This window comes from Candidatus Zixiibacteriota bacterium, assembly GCA_020853795.1.
Classification (GTDB): Bacteria; Zixibacteria; MSB-5A5; order CAIYYT01; family CAIYYT01; genus JADJGC01.
Genome location: JADYYF010000156.1, coordinates 1 through 16856, shown reverse-complemented (window position 1 = coordinate 16856; position 16856 = coordinate 1). Strand labels below are relative to the sequence as shown.

Annotated in this window: 16 protein-coding genes; 8 read left to right on the top strand and 8 right to left on the bottom strand. The window is 60.0% G+C overall.

What is annotated here, in order from left to right:
• Positions 1–7: 7 nt before the first annotated feature.
• The 8 genes from IT585_12200 to IT585_12165 form a co-directional block, all read right to left on the bottom strand.
• Positions 8–217, bottom strand: coding sequence for a hypothetical protein (locus IT585_12200; protein MCC6964007.1), 210 nt, complete (start codon positions 215–217; stop codon positions 8–10).
• A gap of 3 nt (positions 218–220) precedes the next feature.
• A complete protein-coding gene (locus IT585_12195; GenBank protein MCC6964006.1) occupies positions 221–1567 on the bottom strand; it encodes a TldD/PmbA family protein in 1347 nt (448 codons plus the stop codon).
• Positions 1564–3009, bottom strand: coding sequence for a TldD/PmbA family protein (locus tag IT585_12190; protein MCC6964005.1), 1446 nt, complete (start codon positions 3007–3009; stop codon positions 1564–1566). Before IT585_12190 ends, IT585_12195 begins: the two co-directional genes overlap by 4 nt.
• A complete protein-coding gene (locus IT585_12185; protein ID MCC6964004.1) occupies positions 3006–3869 on the bottom strand; it encodes a hypothetical protein in 864 nt (287 codons plus the stop codon). The genes IT585_12190 and IT585_12185 overlap by 4 nt, the downstream gene beginning before the upstream one ends.
• Entirely contained in the window at positions 3866–4951 is a 1086-nt protein-coding gene (gene prfA, locus IT585_12180; GenBank protein ID MCC6964003.1) for a peptide chain release factor 1, read from the bottom strand. Before prfA ends, IT585_12185 begins: the two co-directional genes overlap by 4 nt.
• Positions 4944–5894, bottom strand: coding sequence for a DUF1385 domain-containing protein (locus IT585_12175; GenBank protein MCC6964002.1), 951 nt, complete (start codon positions 5892–5894; stop codon positions 4944–4946). The genes prfA and IT585_12175 overlap by 8 nt, the downstream gene beginning before the upstream one ends.
• Before the next feature lie 72 nt (positions 5895–5966).
• Positions 5967–6197, bottom strand: a complete 231-nt coding sequence (gene rpmE / locus IT585_12170) for a 50S ribosomal protein L31 (protein MCC6964001.1) — start codon at positions 6195–6197, stop codon at positions 5967–5969.
• Positions 6198–6336: 139 nt separating this feature from the next.
• Positions 6337–6687, bottom strand: a complete 351-nt coding sequence (locus IT585_12165) for a hypothetical protein (protein MCC6964000.1) — start codon at positions 6685–6687, stop codon at positions 6337–6339.
• Positions 6688–6852: 165 nt separating this feature from the next.
• Between IT585_12165 and IT585_12160 the strand changes: the two genes are divergently transcribed.
• The 8 genes from IT585_12160 to IT585_12125 form a co-directional block, all read left to right on the top strand.
• Positions 6853–7284, top strand: coding sequence for a hypothetical protein (locus tag IT585_12160; GenBank protein ID MCC6963999.1), 432 nt, complete (start codon positions 6853–6855; stop codon positions 7282–7284).
• A 357-nt stretch (positions 7285–7641) separates the two neighbouring features.
• A complete protein-coding gene (locus IT585_12155) occupies positions 7642–8220 on the top strand; it encodes a sigma-70 family RNA polymerase sigma factor (GenBank protein ID MCC6963998.1) in 579 nt (192 codons plus the stop codon).
• Between the two features lie 24 nt (positions 8221–8244).
• Positions 8245–8808, top strand: a complete 564-nt coding sequence (locus IT585_12150; protein MCC6963997.1) for a hypothetical protein — start codon at positions 8245–8247, stop codon at positions 8806–8808.
• On the top strand, positions 8784–11507 hold the full coding sequence (locus IT585_12145) for a CHAT domain-containing protein (protein MCC6963996.1): 2724 nt from the start codon (positions 8784–8786) through the stop codon (positions 11505–11507). The genes IT585_12150 and IT585_12145 overlap by 25 nt, the downstream gene beginning before the upstream one ends.
• A gap of 9 nt (positions 11508–11516) precedes the next feature.
• Positions 11517–12941, top strand: coding sequence for a S8 family serine peptidase (locus IT585_12140; GenBank protein MCC6963995.1), 1425 nt, complete (start codon positions 11517–11519; stop codon positions 12939–12941).
• Positions 12942–13134: 193 nt separating this feature from the next.
• Complete coding sequence (locus tag IT585_12135) at positions 13135–14088, top strand: hypothetical protein (GenBank protein MCC6963994.1); 954 nt, start codon at positions 13135–13137, stop codon at positions 14086–14088.
• Positions 14089–14350: 262 nt separating this feature from the next.
• Complete coding sequence (locus tag IT585_12130; protein MCC6963993.1) at positions 14351–15556, top strand: hypothetical protein; 1206 nt, start codon at positions 14351–14353, stop codon at positions 15554–15556.
• A gap of 346 nt (positions 15557–15902) precedes the next feature.
• Positions 15903–16856, top strand: a 954-nt coding sequence (locus IT585_12125; GenBank protein ID MCC6963992.1) for a CHRD domain-containing protein, incomplete at its 3' end; no start/stop codon positions are given.

Genomic DNA, 16856 nt, shown 5'->3' with positions numbered 1-16856 from the left:
CGGGCGGTTAATACAGGGCGTCGGAGATACGGCGAATATCCATGTTGGTCGGATCGTGGGCACAGCCGTCGCGCTTGTGGCCGTAAAGCCGAAACTCCGACGAGTGGGAAGCGGTAGTCACGGCCTCGGCCTCCGGTGTGAAGTCAAAACTCGGTAGGCCGATGACGGCGACCGCGAGCAGCAGGCCGGAATGCTTGATAAACTCTCTGCGTTGCATCGCTCAACCCTCCGTCGACTCAAGGGTGAAGTTGTTGATTTTCATCGCCGGCACCAGCATCACCACTGAGTATTGCGGATACAGCTCACGCCTCGCGGAAATCATTTCGGCGTTCGCAAAGGCATCCAGGATCGACTGGTTTAGGCGCATGTTCCTCACAGCGCGGGTCACCTTGCCGTTCTCGATCAGAAATGTGCCGTCGCGCGTCGTGCCGGTGACCTGAGTCTTCATTGGATTCAGGAAGTTCACATACCAGAAATGTGTGATGTACACGCCGCGCGCGGTCGAGGCGATCATCTCCTCCAGCGTCTTATCACCCGGCGCGATGGCCATGTGCTTGGGGTAGGGACCGTATGTATTGTTTGGCGGCAACGCGTGCCCGGTGGATTCAGAGTCGAGCAGGCGCGCATAGTACGAGTTGGTCACGACGCCGCGCGCAATGCCGCTTTCGATCAGCACCACCTTGCGCCGCGGCACCCCTTCATAATCGAACGGCACACCGGCCAACTGCGGATCGAACGGATCCTCGATGATCGCAATGTTGTCGCCGGTAATCTTCTCGCCGATCTTGCCTGCCATGAACGAGCGCTGCTGCTGCAGTGTCTTGCCGCCAAAACCCATGAACGCGAGGAAGAGCAAGAGCTGGCCAACTGCCGCGGGTTCGAGAATCACGGTATACGCGCCCGATTCCAGCGCGATCGGATCGCGCGATCGAATAGCCTTGTCGGCGGCCGTCTCGGCCAAGCCGGCCGCATCGATTTTGCTGATATCACGGCTATAACCGATTGCCCAGCCGGAGTTCTGCTGCTCGCCGACCGCCGTCAACGACAATTCGGCCTTGGTCGATGCATTGTACTGCCGGACACCCAGCGAGTTGAGCACGGCCACGGTCTCCGTTGTGACACGAAACGCTCCGGCCGTCTGCAATTTCTGCTTCGCACAAATTCCGACAATCAACTTGACCGCCTCGGCGCGCTGCTCCGGCAAACTCGCCGCCGTCGCCGGAACAAAACAGACGGCGTCACTCGGCGTCTCGGAGCTTATCGGCTGCGGCAGCGACTCGAAATCGGGATCTTCCGGCATCAGGTCGGCAATCGCGCCGGCAGCGGCAACTGCCTGCCTGACCGCGTCCGGGCTGAGATCGCCGGTGGAAGACACGCCGATCTTCTTGCCCCTGACCGCCCGCACAAACAGCGTTGAGTCGGAGCGATACATATTCTGATGAATCGTCGATTCGGCAAAACGGGTGAGACTGAAGTCCTCGCCCATCAGCACCAACTCGGTCTGATCGGCGGCGGAGGTTGCCAGTCCCGTCTCCAGAATTTGCAGCGCGCGCGCCTTGTCGATCATGCTCCCACCTTGATCTGGCGGAAGCGCACATAGGCCGCGCCTTGCGCCGTGCGGGCGTTCTGCCCCGGTTCGCCCTTGCCGCAATTGGGTGTACCCCACAGCGTCCACTCGTCGGGGTGGCCGGTGGCGTCGCAACTATTCCAGAATTGCACGGTGTTTCCGCTATAGGTCGGTGACTTGATCATACCGCCGAGTTGGCCGTTCTTGATCTCCCAACCGATCTCGCCGCCCAAAGTGAAGTTGTCGCGGTTGTCGTCAATCGACCATGACTCGACGCCTTCGATATACATGCCGTCCTCAATCTCGGCAATCATGTCCGCGAACTTCTTGTTGCCCGGTTCCAACACCAGGTTGGTCATGCGCACCAGCGGGATATTGCCCCAGCCGTCAGAGCGGGCGGCCGCGCTGGAGGGCAACATAATCCGCGCTGCGGTCTCGAGCGAACTGAGATAGCCGACGAGAACACCCTTCTCGATCAACGGCATGCGCTTGGCCGGGACGCCTTCGTCATCGAACTGATAAGTCGCCAATCCGCCGGCCACCGTCGGATCGCTGAAGACCGACACGACGTCGGAAGCATACTTGAGCTTGTTCAGTTGATCGACGGTAGCGAAACTGGTGCCGGAGAAGTTGCGCTCCGAGCCGAAGACGCGGTCGAGTTCGAGCGGATGGCCGATCGACTCGTGGATCTGCAGTGAAGCTAAATCGGGTGACAGGATTATGTCGCAGGTCTTCGCCGGACAATCGGCGGCCGTCTGCATCGTCACGACCTGCTCGATGATTTTTGGGATATTCTCTTCGATCTTGAAGATCGTTATCTTCTCGTATCCGCCCGAAACGAATTGCCCCGAAGCGGTCGGGAAGGAGCGCTCATACCGTTCGCGCCGGCTCTTAACGATCCCGCCGGTTACGCCGGCGCCGACGTGCGTGAGCACCTGCGAGATGTCACCGCCGGCCAGTGAGCGGAAGAACTTGGTTTCGCGGCGAAAATCAAGAAACGTCGAGGTCGCTGTGATCGCCGCATCGGCGTGCAGGAGATCTTCCCAATGCTGCAACAGCCCCAATTTCTCCGGCAGGGAGATGGCAAAAGGGTCTTGCTGGACCGGCGTGCGGTAGCTGCCGGTCTGCGCCGGCCAACGGTCGATCTGCACCTCGCGCCCCATCACCTTGTGTGATGCCGCGGCAATCGCCAGTGCCAGCTTGGTGACGCGCTCATACTCTTTGTCGTCAAACAGCGACGAGGCGGTAAATCCCCAGGCGCCGTCTTTGAGCACGCGCACAGCGAAACCCATCGAGACCGACTTCTCTATCGGTTCGGCTTGGCGCGATGCGGTCGCCAGCCGCTCGGTTTCGACTTGCTGCAGGCGCAGGTCGGCATATTGGCACTTGCCTTTGGTGAACTTCCGGAAGACGCTGTCAATCCGATCCAGCAACTCGATCACAACGGTATCCCTATAAAGTGTCCGCCGATGAGATATACGCCGATCATAAATAAAACGCCGACGAGAGTCAAGATAACAGCGCCGGGAACACCGACGAGGTTCTTGTCGGGATTGAAGCCGAAGATTGTACCGCGGAAGATGACGGCCAGGAATAAGAAGTAGAGAATCAGCAACATCATCAGCGTCTGGGACGCATTGCCGCCAAACGGCCAGCCGCCCCAGAAGTAGCCGAAACGGGCGTGCGAGATCAGCGCGCCGACTGTAACCGTACCGATCAGCATCAATGCGCCGGCGATCAGCACCTTGCGCGAGAGGCGCTTCAGGTTCCGCTCATACGAACGCAGCCCGAAGGCATTGAACAGCGCCGAAAAGGCGAACATCGCGGCCACGAACATCAACGCGACGTGGATCGCCCACAGCAGCAGCGACGGCTGGCCCTCGAATAACACCCGTACGGTTTGCGCCGGATTCTGTGGCAACCGTAGTGTCAGCGTGTCTTGCTGCGCGCGCAGTTCCACGAAGTAGTTGTAAACCGCGCCGCGATCGAGTCGCGGCAACGATGTCTCATACTGGTCGAGGGTCTCGAGATTGCGCATCAGGATCAGCGAATCGAAATTGTCCTGCCCGCTGCGGCGATAGTGCAGCCAAAGTTGAAATTGCATTGAATCGGAAGGCACTGCCACCCAGACGCGGATGCGCGGATCGACGGCAACCGTCCCCGGCGAAGTATGGTCGATCATGATTCCGTGACCGGAAGCCTGGTAGTAACGGGATTCAGCGAGCTTGGTACTAAAACGCGGGGCAGCGGCAAACAGCAGCAGCGTCAGGATGAACGCAAGGAAGAGTCGAACACTGCTCAACTCACCCCCGCCAGCTCGCCTGCTTTCTTCAGCCGCTCTTCCTGCTCCTGCTGTTGGAGCGGCAAAATCAGATCATCGAGGTCTCCGGCGAGGATATCATTGAGTTTATGCAAAGTCAGATTGATGCGGTGGTCGGTCACGCGGCTCTGCGGGAAATTATACGTCCGGATCTTGGCCGATCGGTCCCCCGAGCCCACCATCGAGCGGCGGGTCGAGGCGATCTTCTCCTGCTGCTCGGCAATGGCGCGATCCAGCAGCCGTGCGCGCAGCACTTTGATCGCTTTGGCCTTGTTCTTGATCTGCGATTTCTCATCCTGGCACGACACCACCAACCCGGTCGGCAGGTGCGTCACGCGGACGGCGGAATCGGTCGTGTTGACCGACTGGCCGCCGGGCCCGGAAGAGCGGAAAACGTCGATCCGCAGTTCGTTGGGATTGATTTCGATGTCCACGTCGTCGGCCTCGGCCAGCACCGCTACTGACGCGGCGGAGGTGTGAATCCGTCCCGAAGCCTCGGTCGCCGGCACGCGCTGCACGCGGTGGACACCGGACTCATATTTCAGCAGCGAATACACGTCCTGCCCCGAAATCGAGAGGATGATTTCCTTGAAACCGCCGACGCCGGTCGGATTCGAACTCATCACCTCAACTTTGAAGCCCTTGTTGTCGGCATAACGTGTGTACATCCGGTACAGGTCCGAGGCAAACAGCGCCGCTTCCTCGCCGCCGGTGCCGGCACGAATTTCCAAAATGACGTCCTTGGCGTCGTTGGGATCACGCGGCGACAGCAGCAGTTTGAGCCGGCGCGCAACCTCGTCAAGCTTGCCGGTCGCTTCGATCTTCTCCTGCGTGGCCAGCTCCAGCATCTCGATGTCGGACTCGCTGGCCAGAAGCTTGTCGCTGTCCTCGATCGTTTGCAGCAACTTGCGATATTCCCGGCCGACCGTCACGATTTCGGTCAGATCCTTATGTTCCCGGGAGAGTGTCTTGAAGCGCTGATTATCGGAGATGACCTTGGGATCGGTCAACTGCTCGTTGAGCTTCTCCAGTTTCTCTTCAATGGCTTTGACGAGATCAAGCATCGGCGAGTTCGCGAACTTCGATATCCTGTGGCAGCCCCAGCGACGCTTTGACTGCGACGAGCGCGACCTCCAGTTGGTCGAGCGAAGGTTCTTTGGTGGTGATCAGCTGCAACCACAGGCCGGGCTTGATCAGGGCGCGCACGAGCGGGTTCTTGCAGCTCCGGGCCGACGCCTTGAGAATCTCATACGAGCCGCCCGCAACCAGCGGCAGCAGCGCAAAGTGGATGGCAAACCGCACCAGAATTTGCGGCGGATGGCCCGTGAGGATCTGGAACAGCGTGTCGGCGATCGCGAAAATCAGGATGGCGAAGAGCGCGACGATCAGAATGAACGAGGTGCCGCAGCGCGGATGCAGGGTCGTGTACTTCTGCGCATTCTCCGGCGTCAGCGGATCCTGGTTCTCGTACGCCCAGATTGACTTGTGCTCGGCGCCGTGATACTCGAAGATGCGCCGAAAATCTTTGAAGTAGCTGAGGGCCGTAACATATCCCAGGAAGAGCGTAATCCGGATCGCGCCGGCAATCAAATTGAACAGCAGCGCGTCCTTGCCGAAGCCCAACAGCGACGCCACCCACAGCGGCAGGAAGAAGAAAACGAGGATGCCGATGCCGAGCGCGAAAATAATGCTGAGGGCGATCATCAGTCCGCTCGATTTCTTGGTTTCGGCGGCAGCGCGACCCTCGGCTTTGTCGATATCCTGCGCCGCGATCTCAGCGGAGAAATTCAGCGAGGTGATGCCGATCACGAGCATCTCGAACAGGCCGATGAAGCCGCGAATGATCGGCAGGGCGATGATCTTGTTGCGGCGCGCCAACGGCTTGTAGTCGGATGATTTCACGACAATCGTGTTGTCCGCCCGCCGCACCGCGGTGGCAATGCGCGACTCGGAGCGTATCATCACGCCTTCGATCACGGCTTGTCCGCCGACCTGGAAATCCGCCATGGTGTCCTTATCTCGCAGCTAATGAAAAGCAGGAGCGGGTATACCACTCCTGCTGATGATAGCGCAACAAAGTTACTTTTCGGTCTTGGTGTCGGTTTGGTTGAGCTTGGCGTACTTGCGGCGGAACCGGTCGACGCGTCCGGCCGTGTCGATCAGCTTCTGCTTGCCGGTATAAAACGGATGGCAATTCGAGCAGATTTCCACCATGATCGCGTCCTTCGTCGTCGAGCGCGTTTCAAATTCGTTGCCGCACGCGCACTTGATCATCACCTTGAAATATTTGGGATGAATGTCAGCTTTCACTTGTTTCAATCTCCTGTTCACAAATCTCTAAGACCAATATTATACGGCAAATCACTTCATCAGGCAAGCAAATCTTCGCATTGCCGCGCCGCCCACCGCTATCCAGAACCCCTGATCCGGCAAGAAGTTCCGTCGTTCCTCACCTGCCATCGCCGGCAGCAAGCCGTGCCGGATCCGGAAAATCACGATAGAGGGCGGAACGAAAATCGGTGACGGCGGAGTAAACTAATCGGTGCAGGCGCTCGATCTCGCCACTTCGGGCGGCGACGTGCTGGAACGTCTCTTCCAATTTCGCCAGGCTTTCAGTCTTGATCGTGATGTTAAACTCACCCAACTCCGCCGGTCCGAATCCCAGCTTGCGCCGCGTGATTGTGAAGCCGCTGATCGTGCCCTGGCTTTGCAGATGGCCGAGATACCTGCGCACGTTCTCGCAGAATTCGAGGTCCTGGTGTGAGTCAATCAGATTGCACCAGATTTGGTAATAGTCCATTCGCTTTTCCTTTGTCGTCCAACCGAGCCTGCCGGCCGTGGCCGCTTGAACTTGCCGACGACATGATCATTATCGAGTTAATAGCTGTACGAAGTCTATTACGTGGCTCTCTGTCCAGTAGTTGTTATGGAAATGTGCTAACAAACAGGACGAAAGGAGTCTAAGATGGACAGCAAGCAATTCATTCGCAAGCAACTGCTGAGCGTCGCGCTCGCGGCGGCATCAATTTTCGCCGGATGTTCCGATCAAGCGCCGCTGGCGCCGGCCGTTGGCGCAGTGCCGGCAATGCAGCGCGAAAGTCGTCCGGCCGGCGATCTGGTCAAATTTGGTGGCCAGTTGACCGGTGTGGACGTCGATTCGCGGACGCTGACTTTGGCGGAACGGCCGGAGAAGTTGATCCTGGCCGATGGCGCTCGGATCGTGTCGGAACGCTTCAGCACCATCAGTTCCCGCCTGACGATCAAGGATCTGAGCGTGGGTCAGTACGTGCAGGTCGAGGGCAATCGGCTCGACCGCGAAACCATCATGATTGAAACGGTGACGGTCAGCAGCCGCAGTTTCAATGATAGCGAACGCTCGCGCTCGGCCACGCAGTGACGATTCAGTTTGTATTGGTTTTCTGCCGGCTCCTCGCACGAACCGAGTCGGGCCGGTTGATATGATCGCAGCGATTCGCACTAACTCCCTCGATCGCGCTTCCTGAGCAACGCCCGACCTCCATCGGGCGTTGCTTCAAGAGGATTCCCAATCCTTAACAAGAGTTTGACATTGGGCTCACTGGAATCAAAGCAGACCGAGCGAGATTGCTCGACATACCCGAAACCCTTCGGGGACCTTACCCTCCCCTGCGCCCGAATCTCTTCTACGCCTGAATGGGGGCCGGATTCGGGCGCTTCTCTTTCCAACTCCCAAATCGCTTGGTCGATTAACGGAATTGCGTATAATAGAGCAACGATGTCTGGTACCGATCAAGAGTTATGGCCGGCGGTGGTTTCGGGCGATGCCAAGGCCTGGGGCGTCATTGTCAAACGCTATCAGTCCCTGGTATATGCCGTTGCAACCCGGGCCGGATTATCCCAGGTCGACGCCGCCGATTGTTTCCAGCAAACCTGGCTGCTGCTCTACAACAATCGCCGCAAACTGAATGACCCGAGTCGTCTATCGGCGTGGTTGGTGACGACCGCCAAGCGCGAGGCGTTGCGACTGAAACGGCGCCTCGGCAACGATCCCGGAGAGGAGGCTACCGATGAAGCTGTCGATGGTGCTCTCCTGCCCGACGATGAGTTGATTGCTCTCGAACGGCAATCGCAACTGGAGTCCGCGATCGCCCAACTCGATCGCCGCTGTCAGGACCTCGTGGACGCGTTCTTCTTCGCCGATGAAGAGCAATCGTATGAGGCGATCGCGCAGTCGCTGGGAATTGCCGCGAACAGCCTGGGTCCGATCCGCCGTCGATGTCTGGAACGCCTGAAGCGGATTCTCGAACAAAACGGCCACTTGGAAGTACGAAATGCCGACGGCGATGCTCTGTAATGTGACGAGAGGAAGAGAGTTACGATGGAACGACATTTAACGCGCCGAGAATTGATCCAAGCCGCTCAACAGCAAGAGGTTAGCAAGGACGGGCACGTGGCGGAGTGCGTCGAATGCCGCGAGCTGGTCGAGCTGTTACGTGTCTTCCAGGTCGCCGGAAAGCTGCATCTGCCGGATGCCCCGGCCGGTTGGACCGAGAAGGCCGCAGCCATCGCCCAAGGACAGAGCCTTGGCGAGAAAGTCCGGGCAATCGTGGCGCGGCTGGCGTTTGACTCGTGGGCCATGCCGCAAGCTGTAGGCGTGCGCGGATCCAGCATCGAATCCGACCGGCGGTTGCGCTTTGAGACGTCGGAACTGCTCTTCGATTTGCGCGCGGAAGAGCAAGCGAAGGGCTGGGCATTTGTGGCGCAGGTTCGCAAAGCCGGCGCACCGGTTGTCGTAGTTGCTGACACGAAGAAGTTACTTCCTGATCCTGCGGGGCTCTACCAGTGGTCAAGCTCCCGCCCCCCGCGCAAAATTACTCTCCGCTCGGACGACCTGGTCGTCGAACTGCCGGAGTTGTCGTGGAAAAAGCCGCACTCGAGGTAGCCGTAGCAAGATTTCTCAGCCGGGGAGTCGTTGCGGACATTACCGAATCCGAATTGGCAGCTGCCTGCGAGGCACAGGTCCAGTCTGCGGCGCGTACGTCATTGGTGCCGGCTCTAAGACTGGCGCAGCGTTTCGCGGCGAGAGCCTCCCGCCGCGGCGATATTCTGGAGACGACCGCACAACGCGCGTTGGCACGCGCCTGCCACATGAGCGGCCGGCATGCCGAAGCGCTCGACGCCTATCTGCGCGCCCGCGAGCTCTCGCGCCGCGATCCGCTCGTGCGGGCACGGATCGATCGGGCGTTGATCGATGTCTATATGTACTTGAATAAATTCGACAGTTCGAAGCGGCATGCGCAAGCAGCGGTGAGCACGTTCACCCGATTGCGGGCGCACAACGATCTGGCCCAGACGCAAGTTAATTACGGAAATCTGCTGCACCGGCAGGATCGTCATCGCGACGCCGAGAAGCTTTACCGCGAGGCTGCCGCTGTCTTTGCAAAATCCGGGAACCGTGTCGCGCTGGCGCGCACGATCTACAATCGCGCCAATGCGCTCGTGCAAATGTTTGAGTCAGACGCGGCCGAGCGGTTGTACCGTGAAGCGTTGGAGATCTGGCAGGCGGAAGGCTTCGAACTTGATGCGAACGACACGCGCTACGGTCTGGCCTGGCTCCACATGCTGGCGGGCAAGTTTCATGTGGCACTGCGGGAACTGGCCGACTGCGAGCGGATTTATCGCGAGGCCGGCGACCCGCGCGGTGCGGCGCTCTGCAACCTCGACCGCGCTGAGGTCTATCTGAGCCTTGGTCTCTATCATGACGGCTTGACGGCCGCGCGCACCGCCGAGGCGGAATTCGGCAAATTGGGTCTGAGATACGAAACCGCAAAAGCCGCATTGTTCCGCGGGCAGGCAGCCCTCGCGCTGCAGAAGTCTCAGGAGGCGCGCGGCGCACTCGAACGTGCCCGGCGCGGCTTCGGTGCTGAACGGAATCATGGTTTTCTCGGTGCCTGCTACCTGCTCGCAGCACAGCTGGGCGAAGATGACGGCAGTGTCCGCCAACGCCAACTGGCCGCGGCGCGGCGCGAATTTGCCCGGGCGCAACTTCCGCTCTGGGAGGCGATGTGCGATCTGCAGGCACTTCAGTCAGCCCATGACCTGCGTGGCTCCCTGACGCGGCTCGAGCGTAACGCGGCGATCCGCCGCGTCCCGCAGTTGTTTGCGGTCTGGCAAACCCTTCGCGGCGATCACGAACTTGAGCGGGGCGACTTGGCGGAGGCCCGCCGCTGTTGGCGCGCGGCTGCCGACCGCCTCGATGCCGTGCGCGCCGAACTGCCGCCGCTGGAATTGCGGTCCGCTTTCGGCAAGAAACAAAGCTCGCCGCATTTGCGACTGATTGCCGCCGAACTTGAACATCGCCCCGAACAGGCCGCCGTGTGGTCGGAACGCTACAAAACCGCCGGCGTTTGGTCGCCGTTGAATCCGGATGCCGCCACGACTGGCTCGCGCCGCCGCGTAACGGCCAGCCTGGAAGCCCTCGCCCGCGAAGTGGCGGCGCTGTCGCACCGTATCGCCGGCAGCGGCGAACGTGGTCTGGCGACGGCGAGCGGGAGTCGGCGCTTGACCCAACTGCAAAATCAGATCCGCGAGCAATTGATCGAAATCGAAAGCAATCCCCGACAAACCCTGACCAACAATGAGCGCCTGCTGGCGGCAATGCGTCGCACCTCGTCGCGCCTGCCGATCGTGCAGTTCCACCTGCGCGAAGACGACATTGTCGCCTTCGTTCATCAGAACGGCGCAATCACGTTCCGCCGACTTCGGGGTGGACGTCAACGCCTGGCCGAGGCGATGCAGCGCTGGCGGTTTATCCTCGAGAGTGAGTTGCTGTCCGGCCATTTGCACGGTGCCACCGACCTTACGCTGGAGCAGCGGCTCTGGGCTGATTTAGGCGATTGGCTCTGGCGGCCGCTCGAATTGCCGGCTACGATCGAGACCGTCTTGCTGTTGCCGGAAGGCGAATTGGCGAATCTGCCTTGGCGGGCCTTGACGGTCGACGGGCAGCAGTTGGTCGAGCGGCACCACTTCGTAATCGCGCCCAGTTTCCGGCACTTCGAGGCGGCCCAACAGGTTGATCCGACGGAGCCGGCAGCGCATATCTTCCGCGGCGTCGCCGAGGACCTGCCCGAAGTTGACCGCGAACTGGCGGCGCTCACGGCCCAACTTGGAGCGCAGGCGCAAGTCCACGTTCCGGCCCGTCGGGCGGACTGGCCGGAAGCCGAGTCAGCCTTCTTGTGGCATTACGCCGGCCATGCGAACCTTCGCGCCGATAATCCGTTCTACTCATATCTGGTGTTGGAAGACGGCGCGATGTTCGCCGCAGATTTTCGACTGAAACGGTGCCGCGTCAAGCTGGTGACTTTGGCCGCTTGTCGGTCCGGCGAGCAGGTGGCGCTGCCGGGTGAAGAATCCACCGGCTTGGTTCGATCTTTATTAGAGATGGGCGCGCGCAACATTATCGCCGGACACTGGCCGGTGTCGGACCAGACCACGGCGCTCTGGATGACTGCCTTCTACGAGCGTTATCTGGGAGGGGCGACACTCCTCGATGCCTTGCGACAAGCGGCATTGAACGTGCGCCGGCATTACCCGTCAGCCTACCATTGGGCCGCCTATTCGGTGTTTGGAGCAGGTGATTAAAGGAGACCGATGATGATAGATCAGATGAATTCCCCACGGCGAGTCTGGCGGCTGTTGCTGCTGGGTCTGGTGATGCTCGCCTCCGCGAATGTCTGGGGCAACAACAACGGCGAATTTCAGGCGGAACGATTGGTCTGCCGAATGCGCGCCGGCTATGACATCAACTACGTCAACACGACCTACGGGACGACCACCGTCAGTATCATGCCGCAAACCGGCGCCTACTTGCTCGCGACGCAGCCCGGGCTGGATGCCGAGAGTCTGGCGACCGCGATCATGCTCGATCCGGCCGTGTTCTACTGCGGCGCCAATTATTACCTCGACGCACCCGAGCCGTTTCAGCGCAGCTCGCCGTTTCTCGACGATCAACTGATCGGCGACTTTGCCACGCAGGCGGCCGCCGTGACCCTCAACTTGGAGACGGCGCACGCAATCAGCGACGGTACCGCGGTGAAAGTGGCGATCATCGACACCGGTCTCAATTTTGATCACCCCGAATTCGCCGCCAAGTCCGCGCGCTTCGTCTCCGGCTACGATTTTGTCGACAATGATCCCGATGCCTTCGACGAACCCGGTGGCGCCGCCTCCGGACACGGCACCTTCGTCGCGGGCGCGGTGAAGTTGGTGGCGCCGGGCTCGGAATTGTGGGCGTATCGTGTCTTGGACACCTTGGGGCGCGGCGACGGCTACACGCTGGCGCTCGCCGTGGCGCGCGCAGTCGACGACGGCTGCAAAGTGATCAATCTGAGCCTGGGACTGGTCGGCAAGCATGATGCGCTTGATGATGCGATCCATTATGCTTATGACAACAACGTGATCGTCGTGGCGGCGGTCGGCAACGATTCGACCGGCGACCCCAATCTCTTCCCCTATCCCGCGAAGGAATCCTCCACGATCGCCGTCGCGGCCCTCGACTCGCTTAACCACAAGGCCGACTTCTCCAACTACGGCAGGAAAGTTGACCTGTCTGCGCCCGGGACGCGCGTGTATTCACCGTACCTGGACAGCTCGTACGCATGGTGGGACGGCACCAGTTTCGCGGCGCCGCTGGTTGCCGGTGCCGCCGCCCTGCTGTGTCAGATCGATCCTTCCCTGACGCCCTACGCGGTCGACAGCTTGCTGGAAGAGAGCGCCATCAATATCGATGATCTCAACCCTGCCTACGTTGACAGCCTGGGCAAAGGGCTCGTCAATCCCGGTGCGGCGCTGGCCATGCTGACAGCCTATGTCTGTGGTGACTCGGACGGCTCGTCGATGGTTTCGATTACGGATGCCGTCTATCTCATCAACTACATCTTCAGTGGCGGCCCGGCGCCGATTCCCTCGATGGCGGGTGATTGTGACTGCTCGGGCTCGATCAGCATTTCCGATGCCGTCTACTTGATCACCTACATCTTTGCCTCCGGCACCCCGCCGTGCGGCAGTTGCCCGTAAGCACTGTTTCTGTGCCAGAGTCCTGATTATGGGAGTCGCCCAGCGACTCCCTTTCTTTTGCCGTCGGCGACGTAAAATGGCAAAATATCTCGATGTTGCTGTACGGAAATGGCGACCAAAAACTCTGTTTTGTGAAACCAAGAACTGCCGCCAGCTACCGGGCAGGACGAATTCAACCGAGGGAGGTTGTACGATGTTCACCAATTCCTTACTGCGATCGCTTGTGCAGCAACTGGCCGTGGCCGTCCTGATGCTGGCGTTGGTCGGCTGTTCCAACGATGCGCCGGTAGCGCCGCTGAGCACGTTCTCGCGAACCTACGTCGGCCCGGACGATTGTCCCACCTGTCCGCAGGTCAGTCTGAATGCCCGGATCGCAACGGTCGACCAGAACCTGCGCCGGCTGACCTTTGCCGAACACCCCGATACCGTGGTCGCTCTCCAAAACGCTGAGATCGTCAAGTTCGCTGCGGGAGTGGAAGTCCGCATCCAACTCGGCGACCTCCGCCCCGACGATTCGGTCACCATTATCGGTCAGCGCTATCAAAACAACTACATCTACGCCCACCGGATTCGCGTCGAATCCTCTGATCCGCAGTGCGACTACGACCTGGCGTTCCGGGATACGATCGTGACCATCGACTATCCGGCGCTCTCGTTTACCGTGGCCGGACGCACGGAGACGATTCTGGTTGATCAGAACACCGTCATCTGGGGCAATATCGTGCACCCAGGCACACAGCTTGGCAATGGCGTACAGAATCAGGACCGCGAACGGGAGCAAATCAAGAATTCCATCGACACGGTTTATCAGTTCACTGACCTTCAGGTTGGTGATGTGGTTGAGGTCAGAGCGAGGGTGGTCGATGGCGCGACCCTGTTGGCCGTCAAGATTAAGCTCGCGAATTGTCAGGTGAAGCAGTGTGTGACCTTCGAAGCTGCCATCGCCACTCTTGACGTCCAGGCGCGCGCGATCACCTTTGTCGACCTCGACTGGCAGGGAGTCGTGTGCCCGCGAGCGGAACTGACCGACAGCGACGGCGCCGAACTCACTTTGGCTGACTTCGCCGTGGGCGACCTGGTCCATGTGAAGGGCTTTCCCACGGAGTCGAATCTGCAGATCTGCCTCATGACAAAGATTGAACCTTAGCTCTGCGTCGGTTCTGCCGGTGACGGCACTGTCACAAGTCCGGTAGCATCGCCGGCAACTTGAAGCCCCCGGGCGAGAATGCTCGCCCGGGGCTTCCGCTTTTACCCCGATTTCGTTAGCGAATACTAACACGGACAGATTTGGCGAACATCTCTTGATTCGGGATACTTTTATGTACGATATCGAGCCAAGCGGTCTCTGTTGGTCAGTTAATAGCAAACACCAATCTCACGGAATGAAACACGTGAAAGGAGATCAGACAATGAGACACGGTTGGCAGAAACTCGCGGGCAAAACGGCGGCAGCAGTCGCAATCCTCGCATTAATGGTCGGCTGTTCCAGCAACTCACCGCTGGCCCCCGCCGGCGACGCGCGGTCGAACCTGAAGGGCGGCACCGGCGCCGACAATAATCTGGCCGCGCAAGTCGAATTTGCGAGCGTGGTGGCGAGCACGGATGTTGCCCTGCGCAAGTTGACCTTCACCGGCAACAGCGAAATCGTCTTCGCCGCCGCCGATGCGGAAATCGTTCGCCGCCAGAGCGGCAATGAAACGCCGATTACCTTCGCGGAAATCCAGGTCGGCGATTCGGTCGAAGTGCGCGGCAATCGGCAGGGTGACAACAGCGTACTGGCCAACCGGATTCGTGTCAAGGTTGAAGATGGCAACAACGCGGAAGTCGAATTTGGCGGCCGCGTGGCGACCATCGATGCCGATGCGCGCACGATCACCTTCGTCAACAACCCGACCCTGATTAACGTCATGGCCGGCGCCGAAATCGTGAATCACGATCTGCAAATCGCGATCAACTTGAACGATATCGTTCCGGGCGACTCGGTCGAAATTCGCGGCACCAACCAGCCCAACGGCTCCGTCCTGGCCAACCGCGTCCGACTGCGCGTTACCGACGGCGCCGAGGATGCTGATGTCGAATTTAAGGGCGCGATCACCTCCATCGACTACACCGGCAGCGCACTGACTGTCAGCGGCCGCAGCGAGACAATTGTCGTGACCAGCACCACGCAGATCTTTGCCAAGCTTGATCACAGCGAGCACTCCTTCGGCAAGCGCGGTCACGGCGAGGACGACGGTTTCGTTGCCGGCCGGGATACCGCGATTGCCTTCACCTCGCTCCAGGTTGGCGATTCGGTGGAAGTTCACGCTGACATCGTGAATGCGACGACTCTGCGCGCGGTAACGATCGAAGTTGAGGACTTCCTGTTCGGCGAGCCGGTGGACGTGCAGTTCAAGGCGGCGATCGCTGCGATCGATGCCGGTAGCCGCACCGTGACCTTCGTCGGCCAGTCGTGGCAGGGCACGGTCAGCGCAACCGCCGTCCTGACCGGCCTGAACAACGAACCGCTCAGCCTTGCGGACTTTCCGATCGGGCAGTTGGTCGAAGTCAAAGGCTTCCCCGGAACCGGCACTGAGTTGACGATCGTGCGGATGCACAAGGAAGACAATATTTAGGTGGTGAAAGCAGGGAAGAGCCGCAGTTTGGATGCGGCATCGACAGGCGCTCCGGACTCCGGGGCGCCTGTTTCGTTGCCCGTGATCGACTGTGAATGGGTGTGCTGCTTCGTTACAAGCCACCTCCCGAATTTCTTGACTGACACCTGTACGAAATTGAAACACGTCGGCCTCTGTAGCTTCAGAGGTTTTAGCGCACCGGACTACGGCGACAACCTGAATCCGAGTCAAGTTTAGCACGCGCGTTCCCACGCGCCAGCGATGCGGCCGCCCGTCAGCGGCGGCTTGCCAAATTTGCAAATATGGACTATATTGAACCATCAACACCACATCCGAGGAGGTCAGAATGACGAAACGGCGAGGGAACCTGATCGCGACCGTGCTTGCGGTCGCCGTTTTCCTGGGCGCAGCGTCCGCCCGCGCCACGATCCACAATGTATCGGTCGGCAATTTCTTCTTTAACCCGGCCACGGTCAATGCCGTCGCCGGTGACACGGTGCGCTGGACCTGGACCGGCGGCGTCCACTCCACAACGTCCGATCCCGGCCAGGGAACCTCGTGGGATTCCGGCACTCTCAGCAGCATCGGCGCCACCTTTCAGTTCATTTTCGCCGATACCACGACACCGGGGGCTTACACCTACATCTGCACGGTGCATCCCCTCTCGATGAGCGGAACGATCAATATCGCGGCGCCGCCGACACCTCCCAAGCTCTTTACTTTTCTGCTGGACGACGACCAGGAACTTAGTTGCGCCGGCACCGGCAGCACGGCCACCGGCTGGGGACTGGCGATCCTCAATAGCGCGCAGACGCAACTCTCCATCTATGTTGAGCACAATGTCGTCGGCGCCAACGCCGGCCACATCCATTTCGGCGCCCCCTGTGTCGACGGCGGTGCCATTCGCTTCGGCTTCACCAGTGCCGCCAGCCCGATTCACAACACCTGGAATCTGACCCCGACCAACGTCGCGGAGTTGCTGGCCGGCAATCTCTACGTCAACATCCACTCACCCGCTTTCCCGAACGGCGAAATTCGCGGGCAGATCGTCCAGGCGCCGATCCAGTTTGTCTTCACGCTTGATGAAGCCCAGGCCCTGGCGGCTGCCGGCAGCAACAGCTTTGCCAATGGTCTCGGTGTCTGCGAACTCAATGCCCCGAGCACGGCGCTTGCCATCGATGTGACCCATGATGTTCCGAACACGATTGACGGCCACGTGCATTTCGGCGTGCCGGGGGTCGAGGGTGCAATTCGTTACGGCTTTGCCAATCCCCAAAGCCCGGTCAACGAAACCTGGAAT

What these genes read in the sequence shown, in the direction of transcription:
- IT585_12200 (MCC6964007.1), bottom strand. Translation starts at nt 217, where the DNA reads ATGCAACGCAGAGAGTTTATCAAGCATTCCGGCCTGCTGCTCGCGGTC.
- IT585_12195 (MCC6964006.1), bottom strand. Translation starts at nt 1,567, where the DNA reads ATGATCGACAAGGCGCGCGCGCTGCAAATTCTGGAGACGGGACTGGCA.
- prfA (MCC6964003.1), bottom strand. Translation starts at nt 4,951, where the DNA reads ATGCTTGATCTCGTCAAAGCCATTGAAGAGAAACTGGAGAAGCTCAAC.
- IT585_12175 (MCC6964002.1), bottom strand. Translation starts at nt 5,894, where the DNA reads ATGGCGGATTTCCAGGTCGGCGGACAAGCCGTGATCGAAGGCGTGATG.
- IT585_12165 (MCC6964000.1), bottom strand. Translation starts at nt 6,687, where the DNA reads ATGGACTATTACCAAATCTGGTGCAATCTGATTGACTCACACCAGGAC.
- IT585_12160 (MCC6963999.1), top strand. Translation starts at nt 6,853, where the DNA reads ATGGACAGCAAGCAATTCATTCGCAAGCAACTGCTGAGCGTCGCGCTC.
- IT585_12155 (MCC6963998.1), top strand. Translation starts at nt 7,642, where the DNA reads ATGTCTGGTACCGATCAAGAGTTATGGCCGGCGGTGGTTTCGGGCGAT.
- IT585_12150 (MCC6963997.1), top strand. Translation starts at nt 8,245, where the DNA reads ATGGAACGACATTTAACGCGCCGAGAATTGATCCAAGCCGCTCAACAG.
- IT585_12140 (MCC6963995.1), top strand. Translation starts at nt 11,517, where the DNA reads ATGATGATAGATCAGATGAATTCCCCACGGCGAGTCTGGCGGCTGTTG.
- IT585_12135 (MCC6963994.1), top strand. Translation starts at nt 13,135, where the DNA reads ATGTTCACCAATTCCTTACTGCGATCGCTTGTGCAGCAACTGGCCGTG.
- IT585_12130 (MCC6963993.1), top strand. Translation starts at nt 14,351, where the DNA reads ATGAGACACGGTTGGCAGAAACTCGCGGGCAAAACGGCGGCAGCAGTC.